Source organism: Actinomadura sp. 3N407 (genome assembly GCF_052245875.1).
GTDB lineage: Bacteria > Actinomycetota > Actinomycetes > Streptosporangiales > Streptosporangiaceae > Spirillospora.
This window is the reverse complement of the sequence record NZ_JBQQBP010000006.1, coordinates 340325-357589: the sequence shown is the minus strand read 5'-3', so window position 1 is coordinate 357589 and position 17265 is coordinate 340325. Positions and strand designations below refer to the sequence as shown.

16 protein-coding genes are annotated in these 17265 nt (G+C 73.5%); 11 read left to right on the top strand and 5 right to left on the bottom strand.

Annotated elements, in window-relative coordinates:
- Positions 1-17 precede the first annotated feature (17 nt).
- Positions 18-722 (top strand): endonuclease/exonuclease/phosphatase family protein, encoded by a 705-nt coding sequence (locus ACTWPP_RS18115; RefSeq protein ID WP_443105436.1) that lies wholly within the window; start codon positions 18-20, stop codon positions 720-722.
- Here ACTWPP_RS18115 and ACTWPP_RS18110 read toward each other — a convergent pair.
- The gene (locus ACTWPP_RS18110; protein ID WP_443105435.1) at positions 719-1558 is read right to left on the bottom strand and encodes a hypothetical protein; all 840 of its coding nucleotides are present in this window, start codon (positions 1556-1558) and stop codon (positions 719-721) included. The two genes, ACTWPP_RS18115 and ACTWPP_RS18110, sit on opposite strands and share 4 nt — an antisense overlap.
- A gap of 379 nt (positions 1559-1937) precedes the next feature.
- Between ACTWPP_RS18110 and ACTWPP_RS18105 the strand changes: the two genes are divergently transcribed.
- The 5 genes from ACTWPP_RS18105 to thiI all read left to right on the top strand — a co-directional run bounded on the left by ACTWPP_RS18105 (position 1938) and on the right by thiI (position 7129).
- On the top strand, positions 1938-2672 hold the full coding sequence (locus tag ACTWPP_RS18105) for a lysophospholipid acyltransferase family protein (RefSeq protein ID WP_443105434.1): 735 nt from the start codon (positions 1938-1940) through the stop codon (positions 2670-2672).
- 66 nt (positions 2673-2738) lie between these two features.
- Positions 2739-3953, top strand: coding sequence for a MacS family sensor histidine kinase (gene macS, locus ACTWPP_RS18100; protein WP_443105433.1), 1215 nt, complete (start codon positions 2739-2741; stop codon positions 3951-3953).
- A gap of 33 nt (positions 3954-3986) precedes the next feature.
- Positions 3987-4625, top strand: a complete 639-nt coding sequence (locus tag ACTWPP_RS18095; RefSeq protein ID WP_443105583.1) for a response regulator — start codon at positions 3987-3989, stop codon at positions 4623-4625.
- A gap of 144 nt (positions 4626-4769) precedes the next feature.
- Positions 4770-5795, top strand: coding sequence for a 6-phosphofructokinase (locus ACTWPP_RS18090; protein WP_443105432.1), 1026 nt, complete (start codon positions 4770-4772; stop codon positions 5793-5795).
- Between the two features lie 101 nt (positions 5796-5896).
- Positions 5897-7129 (top strand): tRNA uracil 4-sulfurtransferase ThiI, encoded by a 1233-nt coding sequence (gene thiI / locus ACTWPP_RS18085; protein WP_443105431.1) that lies wholly within the window; start codon positions 5897-5899, stop codon positions 7127-7129.
- A gap of 51 nt (positions 7130-7180) precedes the next feature.
- Here the strand turns inward: thiI and ACTWPP_RS18080 are convergent, their stop codons facing one another.
- From ACTWPP_RS18080 to aroF, 3 genes are all read right to left on the bottom strand, one after another.
- Positions 7181-8083: a DUF5954 family protein gene (locus ACTWPP_RS18080; protein ID WP_443105430.1), complete on the bottom strand. Its 903-nt coding sequence runs from the start codon at positions 8081-8083 to the stop codon at positions 7181-7183.
- A gap of 40 nt (positions 8084-8123) precedes the next feature.
- A complete protein-coding gene (locus ACTWPP_RS18075; protein ID WP_443105429.1) occupies positions 8124-9119 on the bottom strand; it encodes an EamA family transporter in 996 nt (331 codons plus the stop codon).
- Positions 9120-9308: 189 nt separating this feature from the next.
- Positions 9309-10355, bottom strand: a complete 1047-nt coding sequence (aroF, locus tag ACTWPP_RS18070) for a 3-deoxy-7-phosphoheptulonate synthase (RefSeq protein WP_443105428.1) — start codon at positions 10353-10355, stop codon at positions 9309-9311.
- A gap of 266 nt (positions 10356-10621) precedes the next feature.
- Here aroF and ACTWPP_RS18065 point away from each other — a divergent pair, with 266 nt between their 5' ends.
- From ACTWPP_RS18065 to ACTWPP_RS18045, 5 genes are all read left to right on the top strand, one after another.
- On the top strand, positions 10622-11245 hold the full coding sequence (locus ACTWPP_RS18065) for a sulfite oxidase-like oxidoreductase (protein ID WP_443105427.1): 624 nt from the start codon (positions 10622-10624) through the stop codon (positions 11243-11245).
- Between the two features lie 114 nt (positions 11246-11359).
- Complete coding sequence (locus ACTWPP_RS18060; RefSeq protein ID WP_443105426.1) at positions 11360-12706, top strand: sensor histidine kinase; 1347 nt, start codon at positions 11360-11362, stop codon at positions 12704-12706.
- 76 nt (positions 12707-12782) lie between these two features.
- The gene (locus tag ACTWPP_RS18055) at positions 12783-13580 is read left to right on the top strand and encodes a LytR/AlgR family response regulator transcription factor (RefSeq protein WP_443105425.1); all 798 of its coding nucleotides are present in this window, start codon (positions 12783-12785) and stop codon (positions 13578-13580) included.
- Positions 13570-13926: a hypothetical protein gene (locus ACTWPP_RS18050; protein ID WP_443105424.1), complete on the top strand. Its 357-nt coding sequence runs from the start codon at positions 13570-13572 to the stop codon at positions 13924-13926. Before ACTWPP_RS18055 ends, ACTWPP_RS18050 begins: the two co-directional genes overlap by 11 nt.
- Complete coding sequence (locus tag ACTWPP_RS18045; protein ID WP_443105423.1) at positions 13923-15653, top strand: sodium:solute symporter family transporter; 1731 nt, start codon at positions 13923-13925, stop codon at positions 15651-15653. Before ACTWPP_RS18050 ends, ACTWPP_RS18045 begins: the two co-directional genes overlap by 4 nt.
- A 751-nt stretch (positions 15654-16404) precedes the next feature.
- Here ACTWPP_RS18045 and ACTWPP_RS18040 read toward each other — a convergent pair.
- Entirely contained in the window at positions 16405-17256 is an 852-nt protein-coding gene (locus ACTWPP_RS18040; protein ID WP_443105422.1) for a deoxyribonuclease IV, read from the bottom strand.
- Between the last annotated feature and the right edge of the window lie 9 nt (positions 17257-17265).

Below are 17265 nucleotides of genomic sequence, written 5' to 3'. Positions count from 1 at the left end.
CGCGGCGTCCTCCGAACATGGCGTCCGTCCGCCTGCTGAGCTACAACATCCGGTCGCTGCGCGACGACCCGGCCGCCGTGGCCCGGGTCGTCCGCGCCATCGCCCCGGACGTGACGTGCCTGCAGGAGGTACCGCGCTTCTGGGCCTGGCGGCTCAGGCGCCGCCGCCTGGCGCGAGCGTGCGGGCTGCGGGTCGCGGCGGGACGGCGGGCCTGCGGGCTCGCCGTCCTCACCGCGCCGCACGTCCACCGGGTGGCCCGCGAGTTCCATCCGCTCACCCCCGACCCGGGCCTGCACCGCCGCGCCCTGGCGATCGCGGTCCTGGAGACCGGCGGAACCCGCCTCATCGCCGCGTGCACCCACCTGGACCTGTCGGACGGGCCGCGCCTGCGCCACGTCCACGAGATCGTCGCCCACCTGGACCGGGCCCGCGACCGCTACCGGGCCCCGGTCGTCCTCGCCGGCGACTTCAACGAGGACCCCGGTGGCCCATCCTGGACACTCCTCACCGAGCACTTCCAGGACGCCTACGCGGCCGCCCCCGCGGGCGGCGAACTCACCTTCCCGGCCCGCAACCCCCGCAGACGCATAGACGCGGTCTTCGCCGACCCCTCGGTCGGCATAACCGCCTGCGGCGTCCCCGCCGCGGACACGGCACCCGCGGCCGACTACCCGAAGGCCACGGACCACCGGCCTGTGGCGGCCGACCTGGAACTGCGTTAGACGACCGCGCCGTCGTCGGGGTCGCGGGGCTCGTCGCCCATGCGGAGGACGAGGGTGACGAAGCCGCCGATGAAGGCGGCGACGGCCAGGAAGGCGGCCCAGCCGGGGACCTCCCAGTCGAGGATGACGGTGACGAGCAGGTAGACGGGGCCGCCGATCAGCGCGACCCAGGCGCTCTTGGTGAGGGGGTCGGCGGTGGGCAGCGGCGGGGGAGGGGGCGGGATGTAGTGGCCGTCCGCGTCCTCCTCCGGGGGGACGTCCGGGGTCTCGACGGGCTCGATGACGCGGGCGCGGGGGAGTCGTCCGGTGCGGTCGTCGCCTTCCCGCGGGGGGTCGGCGGGCTCGCGGATGTTCTCCTCGTCGGGCCAGGGGACGTCGTCGCCCTCGGGGACGGAGTCGTACCCGGCGACGATCTCGGCCCAGATGGCGTCCTCGTCGCGTTCGCCGGGGAGGTCGGCGTCCCCGGCCTTGGCGAGGGCGGGGTTCTCGCCGATGTCGCGGTTCTCGGCGGTGTCGCGGGGGTCGGCGAGGTCGGTCTCGGGGCGTTCGGCGTCCGGGCCGCGGGCGGACGTGTCGCGCAGACGGGCGAGGTGGGCCCGCAGGATGCCCTCGGCGGTGGGTTTCATGTCGACGTCGACGTACAGCCGGTCGAGGACGTCGCCGGCGACGGGTTCGCCGGGCGGGTCGGACAGGTCGGCGAGGTCGGACGGCGAGGCCGCGTACGCCGCCACGCCCGCCTCGCCGAGCGCCGCCAGCATCGCGTCGGCGAGATGCGGGGCGAGGTCGACCAGCGGGGCGTAGGTGTCGGCCGACAGTCCATTGCCACGGCGATTCACGGGGCCGGCTCCTTCGACTCCGGCGTGACCGGCAGCACCGGCATGACGGCCTCCGATCCCCCAACGACATGTGCCCGGTGGCGCCCCCGGCTCGCGGCGGCACTTCCGGACACCCTGAAACGTGTGTCCCACGGTATTCGCTGCGCCGCCCGGGACAAGCCCCAGGGCGCACCCGATTGAGATTTACGAATCAGAGCCTACGTTCATCGGCCGCCCCTCGCCGCATCGCTTCGGCACGCGACCGTGCGGGACGTCCGGAACCGGTGGTGTACCGGCCGGTAGATCGCTGGGACGGGGAGTGGGAAGATGTCCCATCATCTCTCGTCGGTCAGGGGCCGGTCGTGCTCATCCAGGGCACGCGGTCCGAGGAAGGTCCCGCATGCTCTGGTTCTGGATCCTGCTCCGGATCGTTCTCTCGCCCGTCATGTACCTCCTGTGGTGGCCGCGGAACCGGGGGAGGAAGAACGTCCCCAAGCGCGGGCCCGCGCTGCTGGTGGGCAACCACCTGTCGTTCGCCGACCACTTCTTCGGGCCGCTGCCGCTGATGCGGCCGATCTTCTTCATCGGCAAGGGCGAGTACTTCACCGGCAAGGGGATCAAAGGGCTGATCAGCCGGGCGTTCATGACCGGTGTGGGCGTGGTGCCGGTGGACCGGACGGGCGGCTCGGCGGCCGAGGCGGCGCTGCAGACGGGGCTGCGGATCCTCGCGGAGGGCAAGCTGCTCGGCATCTACCCCGAGGGCACCCGGGCCCCCGACAACCGGCTGTACCGCGGCAAGACGGGCGTCGCGCGGCTGGCGCTGAAGTCGCGGGTCCCGGTGATCCCGATGGCGATGATCAACACGTTCGAGCTGATGCCGCCCGGTCAGGTCTACCCGCGGCTCGGCGTCCGGCCCGGCGTCCGGTTCGGGAAGCCGATGGACTTCTCCCGCTACTACGGCCGCGAGGACGACAAGGAGGTCCTGCGGGAGATCACCGACGAGATCATGAGGACGATCAGGGAGCTGTCCGGGCAGGAGTACGTCGACCGGTACGCCGCCGAGGTGAAGGCGGAGATGTCCGGCAAGCCGGTGCGGCCGGTCGAGGACGACGGGGGCCTGAGCGACCACGGATGAGCGACCACGGATGAGCGGGCACGGATGAGCGGGCACGGATGAGCGACCACGGATGAGCGGGCGCGGATGAGCGGGGTCGAGCCCCGCGGGATGGGGCTCGAGGCCGCGCTGTGGCGCGCGGTGGCGGTCTACCGCGGCCTGGCGCTGGTCTACGCCGCGGTCGTGATCGCGATGAACTCCGGCGGCTACGCCCGCCCGCCGGCCGGGTGGGCCGTCCTCGGCGTCATGGCCGCCTGGACGGCGTACGCGGTGCGGGCGTTCGGCGACCCCCGCCGGCGGGGGCGGGCGCTGCTGGGCGCCGATCTCGCCGTCGCGGCCGGATGCGTGCTCGCGACCGCATGGGTGGAGACGGCGGAGAACATCGCCGCCGGGCGGCCGACGCTGCCGGTGTCGTGGGTGGCGGCTGCGGTGCTGTCGTGGGCGGTGGCGGGCGGGCGGCGGCTCGGCGTCACCGCGGCGCTCGTGCTCGCCGCCGCGAACCTGGCGGTGCACGCCGCCGCCGGGACGACCGGCGGCATGGGATCGACGACGTTCAACGGCATCGTCCTGCTGTTCCTCGCGGGCCTGGTCGTCGGGCACGTCGTGCGGCTGGCGCTGGAGGCGGAGGCGCGGCTGGCGCGGGCCGTGGAGCTGGAGTCGGCCACCCGGGAGCGGGAACGGCTGGCCCGCCGCATCCACGACTCGGTGCTGCAGGTGCTGGCGATGGTGCAGCGGCGCGGCGGCGAGGTGGGCGGCGAGGCGGCGGAGCTGGGCCGGCTGGCGGGGGAGCAGGAGGCGGCGCTGCGGTCCCTCATCGGCACCGGCCCGGCCGTGCCCGCGCCCTCGCCGGACGCCGGGGCCGGGGTCGATCTCCGGCCGCTGCTGACCGGCCACGCGTCCGCGTCGGTCACGGTCTCGACGCCGGCGACGGAGGTGCTCCTGCCCCGGGACGCCGCCCGGGAGGTCGAGGCGGTGGTGGCGGCGGCGCTCGACAACGTCCGGCGGCACTGCGGCCACGGTGCCCGCGCGTGGGTGCTGCTGGAGGACGGCGCCGGCGAGATCACCGTCAGCGTCCGCGACGACGGCCCCGGCATGCCCGCGGGGCGGCTGGAGGAGGCCGCGGCGGACGGCCGGCTCGGCGTCGCGCAGTCCATCCGCGGCCGCGTCGCCGACCTCGGCGGCAAGACCGCGATCGTCTCCGTCGAGGATGAGGGCACAGAGATCGAGCTGACCGTCCCCCGCCCCTCCGCATGTCGAAGCGCCGGCGGGGAGGCGGGTGGTTCGGCTTCGATGTCGGCTTAGGGTGTGTGCGTGAGCTACGTCCCTCTCAGGGTCATGGTCGTGGACGACCATCCGATGTGGCGCGAGGCGGTCGCCCGCGACCTCGCCGAGGCCGGTCACGACGTCGTCGCGACCGCCGGTGAGGGGCGCGCCGCCATCCGCGTCGCCGCCGCCGCGCGCCCGCAGGTGGCCGTGGTCGACCTCCAGCTCCCCGACATCAGCGGCGTCGAGGTGACCCGCCATCTGGCCGCCGCCGACCCGCCCGCCCGCGTCCTGGTGCTGTCGGCGAGCGGTGAGCAGCAGGACGTGCTGGAGGCGGTCAAGGCGGGCGCCACCGGCTACCTGCTCAAGTCCGCCGCGCGCGAGGAGTTCCTGGACGCGGTCCGGCGCACCGGCGAGGGCGACGCCGTGTTCACCCCCGGCCTCGCCGGGCTGGTGCTCGGCGAGTACCGCCGGCTCGCCGCCGCGCCCGCCCGCGCGGACGACGACGCGCCGCGCCTGACCGACCGCGAGACCGAGGTCCTGCGGCTCGTCGCGAAGGGCCTGACGTACAAGCAGATCGCGCAGCGGCTCGTCCTGTCGCACCGGACGGTGCAGAACCACGTTCAGAACACCCTCGGCAAGCTGCAACTTCACAACCGCGTCGAACTCGTCCGCTATGCCATCGAGAAAGGTCTCGATCAGGACGCGTGACCTCCGCCGAGCGGCTATGGTCTAGACCAATGGCGGCACGCCGGGGCGGCCGGTGAATGCCCCGTGCGGCCGCGTCCGGACGGCTAGTCTGGCTCTGGCCATGTGGATCGAGGGAGGAGCCCGGTGGCGGGACAAGGAGAGGGCATGCGCGTCGGGGTGCTGACCGGAGGCGGTGACTGCCCCGGGCTGAACGCGGTGATCCGCGCGGTCGTGCGCAAGGGCGTCCAGGTCTTCGGCTACGAGTTCGTCGGCTTCCGGGCCGGCTGGCGCGGCCCGCTCGAAGGCGACACCGTGGCCCTCGACGTGCAGGCCGTGCGCGGGATCCTGCCGCGCGGCGGGACGATCCTGGGCTCGTCCCGGACGAACCCGGTCAAGGTCGAGGGCGGCGTCGAGCGCATCAAGGACAACCTGGCCGGCCTCGGCGTGGACGCGCTGATCGCCATCGGCGGCGAGGACACCCTCGGCGTCGCGCGCGAGCTGTACGACAACGGGGTGAAGGTCGTCGGCGTCCCGAAGACGATCGACAACGACCTGAACGCCACCGACTACACCTTCGGCTTCGACACCGCGGTGAACATCGGCATGGAGGCCGTCGACCGGCTGCACACCACCGCCGAGAGCCACCACCGCGCGCTGATCTGCGAGGTCATGGGGCGGCACGCGGGCTGGATCGCGCTGCACGTCGGGATGGCCGCCGGCGCCAACGTCATCCTGATCCCCGAGCGGCCCTTCGACATCGACAAGGTCTGCGCGTACGTGGAGAGCCGGTTCAAGACCCGCTACGCGCCGATCATCGTGGTGTCCGAGGGCGCGCACCCGGTCGACGGGCAGATGCAGCTGCAGACCGGGGAGCGCGACGCGTTCGGGCACGTCCGGCTCGGCGGCATCGGGCAGGCCCTCGCCGACGAGATCGAGAAGCGCACCGGCAAGGAGGCCCGCGCCACCGTGCTCGGGCACATCCAGCGCGGCGGCACCCCCACCGCGTTCGACCGCGTCCTCGCCACCCGCTTCGGCCTGCAGGCCATCGACGCCGTCCGCGACGGCGACTACGGCAAGATGGTGGCGCTCCACGGCACCGACATCATCCGGGTCGGCCTGGGCGAGGCGACCAAGGAGCTGAAGACCGTCCCGCTCGAGCGCTACTCCGAGGCCGAGGTCTTCTTCGGCTGACGTCCCGCCTGGCGGGAACACGGGTATCGGGTCGCGGTGTTGGCTCCACTGAGCCACACTGGAAGCTCCCTTTCGACCTGTTCCCGCCAGGAGGACCACGCATGACCACGCTCGACCCCGCCCCGGCGGTCGTCCGGGAGCAGTCGCCGGTCGACGGCGAGCCGTGCGTGCTGCTCAAACTGGGCGAGGTCGTCCTCAAGGGCAAGAACCGCGAGCAGTTCGAACGGCGACTCGCCGACAACGTCCGCGCCGCCGTCCGGCCGATCGCCCGGGTCGACGTCATCCGGCGCCACGGCGTGTTCATCATCCGCAAGCACGACGCGGATCTGGCCACCATGGAACGGGCGGCGCAGCGGGCCGCCGACGTCATGGGCATCGTGTGGGCGCACCGCGCCTGGCGCGTCGGCAAGGACGTCGCCAGCGTCGAACGCGCCGCGCTGGAGCTGATGGACGGGCGGACCGGCACGTTCGCCGTACGGTCCCGCCGCCGCGACAAGCGGTTCCCGATGACGTCCATGGAGCTCGACCGGCACATCGGCGCGCTCGTCGCCCACCGGTACGGGCAGGCCGTCAAGCTCAAGGACCCCGAGCACACGCTGTCGATCGAGGTCGACCGCGACGAGGTGTTCGTGTACTCCGGCGGCCTCCCCGGCCAGGGCGGCCTGCCCGTCGGCATGAGCGGCCGCGCCCTCGTGCTGATGTCGGGGGGCATCGACTCGCCCGTCGCCGCCCACCGGATGATGCGCCGCGGCCTGCGGGTCGACTACCTGCACTTCTCCGGCATGCCGTTCACCGGCCCCGAGTCGATCTACAAGGCGTACGCGCTGGTCCGCGAGCTGGACAGGTTCCAGGGCGGCTCCCGGCTGTTCGTCGTCCCGTTCGGCAAGGCGCAGCAGCAGATCAAGTCGTCCGGCGCCGACCGCCTCGCGGTGATCGCGCAGCGCCGGCTGATGCTGCGCACCGGCGAGATCCTCGCCCGCCGGCTGCGCGGCAGCGCGCTGATCACCGGTGACGCGCTCGGCCAGGTGTCCAGCCAGACTCTGACCAACATCACCGCGCTGGACGACGCCGTCGAGCTGCCGATCCTGCGGCCCCTCGTCGGCATGGACAAGGTCGAGATCATGGACCAGGCGCGGCGCATCCGCACCCTGGCGATCTCCGAGCTGCCCGACGAGGACTGCTGCACCGTGCTGGCGCCGCGCCGCGCCGAGACCAAGGCCAGGATCGACGACCTGCGGCAGATCGAGAAGCGCCTCGACGCGGGGGAACTCGCCGAACAGCTCGCCGGCTCCGTCCAGGAGCACCGTCCCGTCTACGGCGACACGGACTCCTGACGGCGGTTCACTGCGGGGGGACGGCTCCCCGGCACCCCGGGTAGGGCATGTTCAGCGCGCGTCGAAGTCGCTGGGGCGCGGCGGCTCGGGACCGTCGGGGCCCATGAGCGTGATGCGCTCGACGCGGACGATGCGGAACCGGCGTCCCGCGACGGCGATGCCGTTGCGGCGCGTCTCGTCCTCCATCAGCTCCGCCGCCTCCGCGAACTGGGCGATGTCGGCGTCGCCGGGGCTCTCCACCGCGGGCACCACGTGCCGGAAGTAGGTGACCAGCGAGTCGCGGGCCCGCTGCGGGGCGTCGTGCAGCCGCCCGACCGGACGCCAGCGCCGCTCGCTCCGCTCGGCCACCGTGAACGCGGGCGCCAGCGCGATCGGGGTGAGGAACGCGCCGGACGGTTCGTTCCCGGTGGCCGCGGCCGCGTCCAGCACCTGGCACAGCAGTTCGGCGGTCGCGAGGTCGGACGCGGGGCCGTTGTCGGGCAGCAGCTCATGGCGGCGGCCGTGCCCGGTGCGGGGGGCGGGGGGCCGCGGGTCCAGATCCGTCGGGCGGGGCGGTTCGGGCCCGTCGGGGCCGGTGCGGACGAGCTGTTCGATCCGCACGATCCGGAACCGCCGCTCGCCCGCCGTCACCGCGTCGGTCGGTTCGTCCTGCAGCGTCCGCGCGGCGGCGCGCAGCTCACGCGCCTCCGCGCGGTCCGCGGACACCGCCATGTCCGCCAGATGGACGGAGAGGAGCTCACGCGCGCCCTGCGGCAGCGGGTCGCACGGGCAGACGATCTGCCACCCGCCCGGGACGTACTCGGCGGCCGTGAACAGCGCGCCCACGACCACGAGCTCCGGGTAGGCGGAGATGGCGCGGCACGCGTCCGCGAGCATCACCGCGGCGACCGGGTCGACGCCGTCCAGATCCTCCGGGAACAGCCGCCCCCCGGCGTCACCATCGCCGGTTGTCATGCCGGACATCATCCCCGCCGCGCCCGCTCCGGCCAATGGTTCAGACCAATTTGTTACCGCGCCGTTCGCGTTGCCCGTGGTTCCGCCGGGGCGCCCGCGGCCCGGCCGGCGCGATGAGGACGATCAGGCTCGCCGCGAGCAGCGCCAGCCCGGCCAGCGCCGCCGCGCCCAGATGCTCGTCCAGCAGGACGGTGCCGAGCACCGCGGCCACCGCCGGTTCCGCCAGCGTCAGCGTCGTCGCGGTCGTGGCGGGCGTGGTGCGCAGCCCCCGGGCGAACAGCAGGTAGCCGCCGCCCGTGGTGATCACACCGAGATAGAGCGCGATCAGCGCGCCGGACCCGGTGAGCAGCCATCCCGCCGGCCCGGCGAGCAGCACCGGGACCAGCAGGACGGCCGCAGCCCCGAACAGCGCCCCGGCGACCGCCCGGTCCTCCTCGCCCCGGGTGATGAGGACGGACGCCGTCGTCGCGTACACCGCGTACGACAGGCCGGACAGCAGCGCGAGCGCGATGCCGGCGGGCTCCGCGCCCGTGTCCCGGCCGCCGCCGGTGAGCCCGCCCCCGATGAGGAGGGCGCAGCCCGCGACGGCGCCGGCGGTCGCCAGCGCCCAGCGTCCGCTGAGGACGGTCCGCCGGGCGGCCAGCCCGATCAGCCCGGTGAACACGGGTGCGCTGCCGATCGTGACGACGGTCCCGACGGCCACGCCGGTGCGGCCGGCGGCGACGAAGAACGCCGTCTGGTACACGGCGATCGCGACCGCGCCCAGGGCGATGAGCAGCCGGTTGCGCCGGTCGGCGACCAGCCGGCGCAGCCCGGCGCCGCGGCGGGCCGCCGCGGCGAAGGCGAGCAGCGTCAGGCCGCCGATGATGATGCGGATCGCGGCGATCGAGTAGGGGGACGACCCGTCCGCGAATGCCTGGACGGTCCCCGTCGTCCCCCACAGCGACGCCGCCACGAGGATGCCGGCGCCGCCCTGCCGGACGCTGGGGGACGAGTCTTTTCCGGACGCGCGCCGGATGAACGTGTGCTGTGACACGGGAGAGGCTCCTGGGCTCGAATCGGAGAGGAAGATCCGGATTCGGGGCGCAGGAGTGCACGGCCCTGGGCACGTGTCAGTGCCGGGCCGTGTCGGGACTCAGGTGCAGAGTGCGGTCGCCGCGCCCCGTCAGGAGCGCGGCGGGCCGCAGTCGGGGGTCCAGTACGCCATGGCTCAGACGATAGCCGGTCAGGCGGGGACGGTGTCGCTGTCGGGCGCCCGCGTGAGGGAGCGGCCGACGATGGGGGGCAGGTCGCGGACGAGCTTGGCGAGCTCGCGCAGGTCGCCGTCCACGAGGGCCTGCGGTCCGTCGCAGAGCGCGGTCTCCGGGTGCGGGTGCACGTCGATGATCACACCGTCGGCGCCGACCGCGATCGCGGCGCGGGTCAGCGGCAGGACCAGGTCGCGGCTGCCGCCCGAGTGCGACGGGTCCACGATGACCGGCAGATGGGACAGGCGCTGCGCCACCGGCACCGCGGAGATGTCGAGGGTGTTGCGGGTGGCCTTCTCGAACGTGCGGATGCCGCGTTCGCACAGCACGATGTCGAGGTTGCCGCGCTGGGCGACGTACTCGGCGGCCATCAGCCACTCCTCGATCGTCCCGTTCATGCCGCGCTTGAGCATGACCGGCTTGCCGGACTCTCCGGCGGCCTGCAGGAGGGAGAAGTTCTGCGCGTTGCGGGTGCCGATCTGCAGCATGTCCGCGTAGCCGGCGACGAGGTCGACGTCGCCGGCGTCCACCACCTCGGTGACGATCGGCATGCCGGTCTCCTCCCGCACGTCCGCGAGGATGCGCAGGCCGGCCTCGCCGAGGCCCTGGAACGCGTACGGGGAGGTGCGCGGCTTGAACGCGCCGCCGCGCAGCAGCGTCGCGCCGGCGGCCTGCGCCATCTGCGCCGCGCCGAGGGTCTGCTCCGGGGTCTCCACGGCGCACGGGCCGGCGATCAGCGTCATGGTTCCGGGGCCGACCGGCACGCCGCCGACCCGGACGATGGAGCGTTCACCGTGGTTCTCGCGGCTCACGAGCTTGTAGGGCGCCGAGATGCGGATGACGTCGGTGACGCCGCGCATCCCGCGCAGGTTCAGCGAGCCGAACTGATGGACGTCGCCGACGAGCCCGACGATGGTCCGTTCCACGCCGCGGCTGACGAAGGCGTCACCTCCCGCCGTCTCGACAAGTGAGACGACGGCCTTGATATCGGCTTCGTTGGCCTCCTGGGCCATGACGACGACCATTGATGTGCTGCCTCTCCTGTACGCCCCGGATCCCGGTGACCCTGCGGCTCGCCCCCGAAACGGCGAAAGCCCCGGGCCAGCCGGCCCGGGGCTTTCGTCTCGTGGTCTGTCAGCGCAGCGCCTGGCAGACCAGCCGCCCGGGCTGGTCGAACCAAAAGAAATAGACGATGTTGCGCATGGGCTCAGCGTAGCCGAGTTTCCCGGCGGTGCGCCCACGCGACCCCGAATATGGCTCAGCTCACCCCGGATGGCAGGATGGCCGCGTCATGTCCCACCCCGAACAGCCCGCGCCGCAGCCGCGGGATCTGCCGCCCGGCCAGTACGTCCCCCGGGGCTGGCCCGTCCTCCACTACGGCCCCGTGCCGAAGTTCCGTCCCAAGGACTGGGATTTCCGGGTCTTCGGCGCGACGGCGTCGGGGGAGCAGCATCGCTGGAACTGGGACGAGTTCGAGGCGCTGCCGACGGTCACCGCGGTCGCCGACTTCCACTGCGTCACCAAGTTCACGATCCCCGGCAACGAGTGGGAGGGCGTCCCCGGCACGGCGATCGTTGAGCTGGCGCCGCCCGCGCCGGACGTCACGCACGTGATGGTCTGGGCCGAGTACGGCTACAGCGCCAACCTCCGGATGACCGACTTCCTCGCCGACGCGACGGTGTTCGCCACCCACCGCGACGGTGAGCGGCTCACTCCCGACCACGGCTTCCCCCTGCGCATCGTGGTCCCGCACCTGTACGCGTGGAAGAGCGTGAAGTGGGTGCGGGGCATGGAGTACCTGGTGAAGGACCGCCGCGGTTTCTGGGAGGAGCGCGGCTACCACAACGTCGCCGACCCGTGGCGGGAGCAGCGGTACTCCTACCAGGAGGACGAGGGCGAAGCCCCGCCGCTGTGATCCCGTGCGTTCGGGGCGTTCGGGGGCGGGTGTGGCCGTGTGTGGCCAACCGAGTGGTTCGTAAATGGTCAACACACCGACCCGCGCGGAAGGTAGACGTTACCGTAAGTTGCCATGGTCCTACCGTCCGTCGTGGACGTCGTGGCGTGCGCCACGGCCGCCGGTGCCGCCACGGGAGCCTGGCTGCCGCGCCGATGGCTCCGCGTCCCGCGCCGCGCCCCCGCCGATCCGGCCGAGAAGGCGGCGTTCGCGGCCCTGCACACCATCGCGCGGGCATCGCCGCCGCTGCGTGCCGGGCTCACCGAGGAGTCGGCGCGCACGGCCGCCCGGCGGCTCAGATCGCTGCTGGGCGCCGAGGCCGTCGCGCTGGTCGGCGTGCTGCCCCCGGACGACGACTCCGGCGACGGTGACGACCTCGGCGACGGCGGGCCCGAGCCCGTCCGGGAGGCGCCGCGGCTGCTCGCGTGGGACGGCGCCGGGCGCGGCGCCCACGCGTCCGAGGCCGTCCAGCACGCCCTGCCGGTGCTGGCCTCCGGGCGGCCGAGGGTGATGACCCCCGAGTCGCTCGGCTGCCGCGACCCGCTGTGCCGCGTCCAGGTGGCGATGGTCGCCCCCCTCACCGTCGAGGGGCGCGTCGAGGGGGCGCTGACCGCGTACTGGCGGCACCCGTCGACGGCGCGGGTCAAGGCGGTCGGCGAGGCCGCCCGGCTGGTCACCGGGCAGCTGGAGCTGGCCGGGCTCGACGCCGCCCGCGTCCGGCTCGCCGAGGCCGAGATGCGGGCGCTGCGCGCCCAGATCTCCCCCCATTTCGTCTACAACTCGCTGACCACGATCGCCTCGTTCGTCCGCACCGACCCCGAGCGCGCCCGCGAGCTGCTGCTGGACTTCGCCGACTTCGCCCGCTACTCCTTCCGCAACGCGCGCGACTTCACCACCCTCGCCGACGAGCTGCGCTCCATCGACCGCTACCTGCTCCTGGAACGGGCCAGGTTCGGCGAGCGGCTGAAATGCCGGGTCGAGATCGCGCCCGAGGTGCTGCCGGTCGCCGTGCCGTTCCTGGCGCTGCAGCCGCTCGTCGAGAACGCCGTCCGGCACGGCATGGCCGGCGCGGGGGAGGCGTTCCACATCTCGATCGTCGCGCGCGACTCCGGCGCCGAGGCGGCGATCAGCGTGGAGGACGACGGTGTCGGCATGGACCCCGAACGGCTCCAGGAGATCCTGTCCGCCCCGGTGGGCCGGCCCGGGCCGACCGGCTGGGGGAGCGTGGCGACCCGGGCGCGGCGGGACCGCGACCGCGCCGGGTCCGGGTCCGGGGCGGGAATCGGGCTCGCGAACGTCGACGAGCGGATGCGGCAGGTCTACGGAGAGGAGTACGGGCTGACCGTCGAGACCGCCCTGGGCGCCGGGACGAAGGTGAATCTGCGCGTCCCGAAGTACCGTCCGGGGGTGTTTCCGGACTGACCGATGCCCCCGCGACACGCCACTCACTTTTCGGAACCGATTGCGGACAGACGGTAATCGCGGCAAAGTCGCCCTCATGCTTCACGTCCTGGCCGTCGACGATGAACGCCCCGCACTGGAGGAGCTGACCTATCTCCTCCGCAGGGATCCACGCATCGGCCAGGTCAGCTGCGCGGGCGACGCGTCGTCCGCGCTGCGTGACCTGAGCCGGATGCTCGTCGAGGGCGAACGCCTCGACGCCGTGTTCCTCGACATCCGGATGCCCGGGCTCGACGGGCTCGACTTCACCCGCCTGCTCACCGGCTTCGCCGCGCCCCCGCCCGTCGTCTTCGTGACCGCCCACGACGACTGCGCCGTCACCGCCTACGAGCTCGGCGCCCTCGACTACCTGCTGAAGCCCGTCCGTCCCGAGCGGCTCGCCGAGTCGGTCCGCCGGGTCACCGTGGCCGCCCGGCGGGCCGGGCCGCCGGACGAGGACGGCCGCGACACCGACGACGAGATGATCCCCGTCGAGCTCGGCGGGCGCACCCGGCTCGTCTCCCGCCGGTCGGTCACCCACGTCGAGGCGCAGGGCGACTACGTGCGGCTGCACACCGCCGACGGCGGCTACCTGGTCCGGATGCCGCTGTCGGCGCTGACCAAGCGGTGGGAGGCGGCCGGGTTCATCCGGATCCACCGCAGCACCCTGGTCGCGTCCGCGCACGTCACCGAGCTGCGCTTCGACGGCGGCCGCGCGGCCGTCCAGATCGGGGACGAGCTGCTGCAGGTCAGCCGCCGCCACACCCGCGAGGTGCGGGACCGGCTGGTCCGCAAGTTCCACCGGCCGGGCGGGGACGGCGCCGACGCCGCGGAAGACGACGGCGATGACCGGTGACCGCCCCGTCGCGGTCCCCCGGGCGCCCGGATCCGGCCCGCCCGATACCCGGCCGCCGGCCTCCACCGCGTCCGGTCCCGGTCCCGCCGAGGCGCGCGCCCTCATCCGCACCCAGCTGCGCATCGCCCTCGGGACCTGCGCGATCGTCATGGCCACGGTGGCGGGCCTGCCCGTGCTGCTGGCCGCCGTCCCGGCGATCGCGCGGGCGCGCGTGCACGGCGTCCCGCTGTGGTGGCTCGTCCTCGCGCTCGGCGTCCAGCCCCTCTGGATCGCCGTCTCGCGGTGGCAGCTGCGGCGCGCCGAGCGGGCGGAACGCGACCTGACGAGGCCGGTGGGCCGTCCGTGACCGCGCTGGCCGTGGCGGCGGCCCTCATCGCGCTGGTGGCGGTGCTGGGGACGACCGCCGTCCTCGGCCTGTACGGCCGCCGCTCCGCCCGGACCACCTCCGACTTCCTCGTCGCCTCACGCGGCGTCACCCCCTGGTGGAACGCCTCCGCGGTCAGCGGCGAATACCTCTCCGCCGCCGCCTACCTCGGCGCCGCCGGGCTCGTGCTCGCCTACGGGGCCGACATGCTGTGGCTCCCCATAGCCGGGACGGCCGGGTACGTGCTGCTCCTGGCGTTCGTCACCGCCCCGCTGCGCCGGTCCGGCGCCTACACCGTCTCCGACTTCGCCGAATGGCGGCTCGGCTCCCGGACCGTCCGGGGGATCGTCACCGGCTGCGTCTGCCTCATCGGCTGGTTCTACCTGCTGCCGCAGTTCCAGGGCGCCGGCGTGACGCTGCACCTGCTGACCGGCGCGCCCGCCTGGACGGGCTGGGCCATCGTGGTCGCCGTCGTGCTGCCCGCCGTCGTCTCCGGCGGAATGCGCAGCATCACCGCCGTCCAGGCCGTCCAGTTCTGGGTGAAGCTCGTCGCCGTGGCCGTCCCCGCCGTGGCGCTGCTGGCGCTGTGGAACCTCGACGGCCGCCCCGACCCCGTGACGGACGCCGCACCGCGTTTCGAGCGGGCCACCCGGGTGCAGGTGCACACCGACGCCACCGTCACCGTGCCGGCGGCCGTCACCGTCACCGCCCGGGGACGGGTCGACGGCGCCGCCCACGACGGCGGCGCGGTGCCGCTCGCGCCCGGCCGGCACACCATCGGCCGGGGGACCGAAGTCGTCTTCCCGGCCGGGGCGGCGGTACCGCACGCCGAACGGCTGCCGGTCCAGGACGGCGCCACCTGGGTGACGCCGTTCGGGCGCGGCGAGGAACACGGACTCTTCCGCACCTTGTCGGCGCTGCTCGGCGTCCTCCTGGGCACGATGGGTCTGCCCCACATCCTGATGCGCTTCTACACCAACACCTGCGGAAGCGCCGCGCGCCGCACCGCCGCGTTCGTCCCCTGCCTGCTCGCCCTGTTCTCCGTGTTCCCCATCCTGTACGGGACGCTCGGACGCCTCTACGCCCCCGAACTGCTGATGACCGGCGACACCGACGCGACCCTCCTGCTGCTCCCGCAGCGGATGTTCCCCGGGCCCGCCGGAGCGCTGCTCACCGGCCTGGTCACCGCCGGGGCGTTCGCCGCGTTCATCTCCACGTCCTGCGGGATCGTCGTGGCCCTCGCCGGGACGCTCTCCCAGAGCACGCGCCGCCCCAGCGGCGTCACCGCGTTCCGCGCCGGCGTCCTGGTCACGCTGGCCGTCCCCCTGGCCGTCCTGCCCACCATCGGGACACAGGGCGCGGCGACCCTCGTCACGATGGCGCTCTACGTGTCGGCCTGCTCCCTGTGCCCGCTCCTCGTCCTCGGCATCTGGTGGCGCGGCCTCACCGCCGCGGGCGCCGGCGCCGGGCTCCTCACCGGCGGCGGCCTCACCGCCGCCGCGGGCGTCACCCGGCTGTTCTCCGGCTGCTCGACGGGCTGGCCCGCCGCCGTGCTGGCCCAGCCCACCCTGGTCGTCGCACCGGCCGTCTTCGCCGTCATGGTCGCCGTGTCGCTGCTGACCCGCCGCCGCGTCCCGCGCCGCGCCGACCGGGCGCTGATGAAACTGCACCTCCCCGAGGACGCGCTCGCGCCCGGTGAACGCCCGTGAATCATCGACGGCCGCTCACCGCCCGAAGTGGACCGTTCCCACAGGCCGCTCGTCCCGGAACATCGGCCGCTCACCGCATGAACACGCTACGTATATCTCTGACTACGTACCGCTTATCGACAGCCGCGTTTTCCTGGTCCCGAGCGACGGTCCCGGACCCTAGTGTTCTCAGTGGCACCACACGCCACACCGCCTCCGGAGGGCGGGCGGCCGGAAAGCGGCCCACGCCGCGCACCACCGCGAACCTCCCACAAAAGCAAATCCGGAGATCCGGCGCACGCCAGTCGAACGCCGGATCATGCGCCGCTGGATCCCGTACCGGGGGGGTGGGATCCGGTGGCCTGTGGCTCGGGCGCCGCTGAACAGTCGGGGGGTTGTTCAGCGGCGCCCGAGTCGTGCTTGTTTGCAGTGCCCTTGGCGTCGTGTAATCGGCCCCCGGCCGGGGGGCCCTCCTTCGGCGGGCACTGCGTGCGATCGCTGCATCGCTCCGGCTCGCCTGGCGGCTCGCTGCGAGATCAGGTTCTCGCAGGCTCGAACCTGCCTTCGGACGCGATCGCGACGGTTTTGGTTGTTGCGTGGTTGCGGCTGTGGCTGGTGTCCGCGCAGTAGTGGGTGCAGCAATGCGGGGTGGTGCCGTCACATGTCGCTGGCTGTGAGGTGCGTTCATCCGCGGTGTGTCGCCAGACCCTGCATTGGGAAACCCGGTTTAGGCGCTCGACCGGCTTCTCGCTGTCACGAGGGCGGGGCTTGCCTAGGGGGTGTCGCGTAGGCGTTTCAGGGTTTTTATGTCTTTGGCGTGGGGTTCTGGGGCTCTGCCCGGGGTTTCGATCAGGAAGGGGAGGCCGGTCACGGCGGGGTGGCGGAACAGGTCGGCGAAAGGCGGCTCGCCGATCATTCCGGCGCCGATGTTCTGGTGGCGGTCCCTGGTGGAGCCGCAGGGGTCCATGGAGTCGTTGGCGTGGACGAGTTTGAGACGGCCCTCGCCGACCGTGGCGACCAGGGCGTCGATGGTGTCCTTGACGCCGCCGGGGGCGGCCAGGTCGTGGCCGGCGGCGAACGCGTGGCAGGTGTCGAAGCACACGCCGAGCCTGGGGTGGTGTTCGAGGCGCTCGAAGAACGGGCCCAGGTCCTGGACCGTCCTGCAGAGCATCCCGGCCCGGCCCGCCATGGGTTCGAGGAGCAGGTCCGGGCCGTCGTCGGGGATCTCTTCGAGCAGGGGGAGCACCTGGTCGTGGACCTGGGCCATCGCCTCGTCGTAGGTCTGGGTCACGGCGGAGCCGGTGTGGACGACGACGCCGCGGGCGCCGATGGCCCGGCCGCGGACGAGGGAGTGGCGGACGGTCGCGATCGACTTCGCCAGGGTCTCCTCGCTGGGGGAGCCGAAATTGACCAGGTACGGGGCGTGCACGTAGACGGGGACGCCGGAGCCGCGCAGCTTCTCGTCCTCGGCGGGCCTGCCCTCGGGAAGGGCCCAGCCGCGCGGGTTCGCCACGAACACCTGGACGGCTTCCGCGCCGATCTCGGCGGCGTACTTCAGGCCGCCGGTGGCCAGGCCGCCGGCCACGGGGACATGGGCCCCGACGGGGCTCTGGGGTGAGTTCATGACCGGCTC

Excerpts from the sequence above, each read along its gene's own strand:
- ACTWPP_RS18115 (WP_443105436.1), top strand. The coding sequence starts at position 18 with ATGGCGTCCGTCCGCCTGCTGAGCTACAACATCCGGTCGCTGCGCGAC.
- ACTWPP_RS18105 (WP_443105434.1), top strand. The coding sequence starts at position 1,938 with ATGCTCTGGTTCTGGATCCTGCTCCGGATCGTTCTCTCGCCCGTCATG.
- macS (WP_443105433.1), top strand. The coding sequence starts at position 2,739 with ATGAGCGGGGTCGAGCCCCGCGGGATGGGGCTCGAGGCCGCGCTGTGG.
- ACTWPP_RS18095 (WP_443105583.1), top strand. The coding sequence starts at position 3,987 with ATGGTCGTGGACGACCATCCGATGTGGCGCGAGGCGGTCGCCCGCGAC.
- ACTWPP_RS18090 (WP_443105432.1), top strand. The coding sequence starts at position 4,770 with ATGCGCGTCGGGGTGCTGACCGGAGGCGGTGACTGCCCCGGGCTGAAC.
- thiI (WP_443105431.1), top strand. The coding sequence starts at position 5,897 with ATGACCACGCTCGACCCCGCCCCGGCGGTCGTCCGGGAGCAGTCGCCG.
- ACTWPP_RS18080 (WP_443105430.1), bottom strand. The coding sequence starts at position 8,083 with ATGACAACCGGCGATGGTGACGCCGGGGGGCGGCTGTTCCCGGAGGAT.
- aroF (WP_443105428.1), bottom strand. The coding sequence starts at position 10,355 with ATGGTCGTCGTCATGGCCCAGGAGGCCAACGAAGCCGATATCAAGGCC.
- ACTWPP_RS18065 (WP_443105427.1), top strand. The coding sequence starts at position 10,622 with ATGTCCCACCCCGAACAGCCCGCGCCGCAGCCGCGGGATCTGCCGCCC.
- ACTWPP_RS18060 (WP_443105426.1), top strand. The coding sequence starts at position 11,360 with ATGGTCCTACCGTCCGTCGTGGACGTCGTGGCGTGCGCCACGGCCGCC.
- ACTWPP_RS18055 (WP_443105425.1), top strand. The coding sequence starts at position 12,783 with ATGCTTCACGTCCTGGCCGTCGACGATGAACGCCCCGCACTGGAGGAG.
- ACTWPP_RS18050 (WP_443105424.1), top strand. The coding sequence starts at position 13,570 with ATGACCGGTGACCGCCCCGTCGCGGTCCCCCGGGCGCCCGGATCCGGC.
- ACTWPP_RS18040 (WP_443105422.1), bottom strand. The coding sequence starts at position 17,256 with ATGAACTCACCCCAGAGCCCCGTCGGGGCCCATGTCCCCGTGGCCGGC.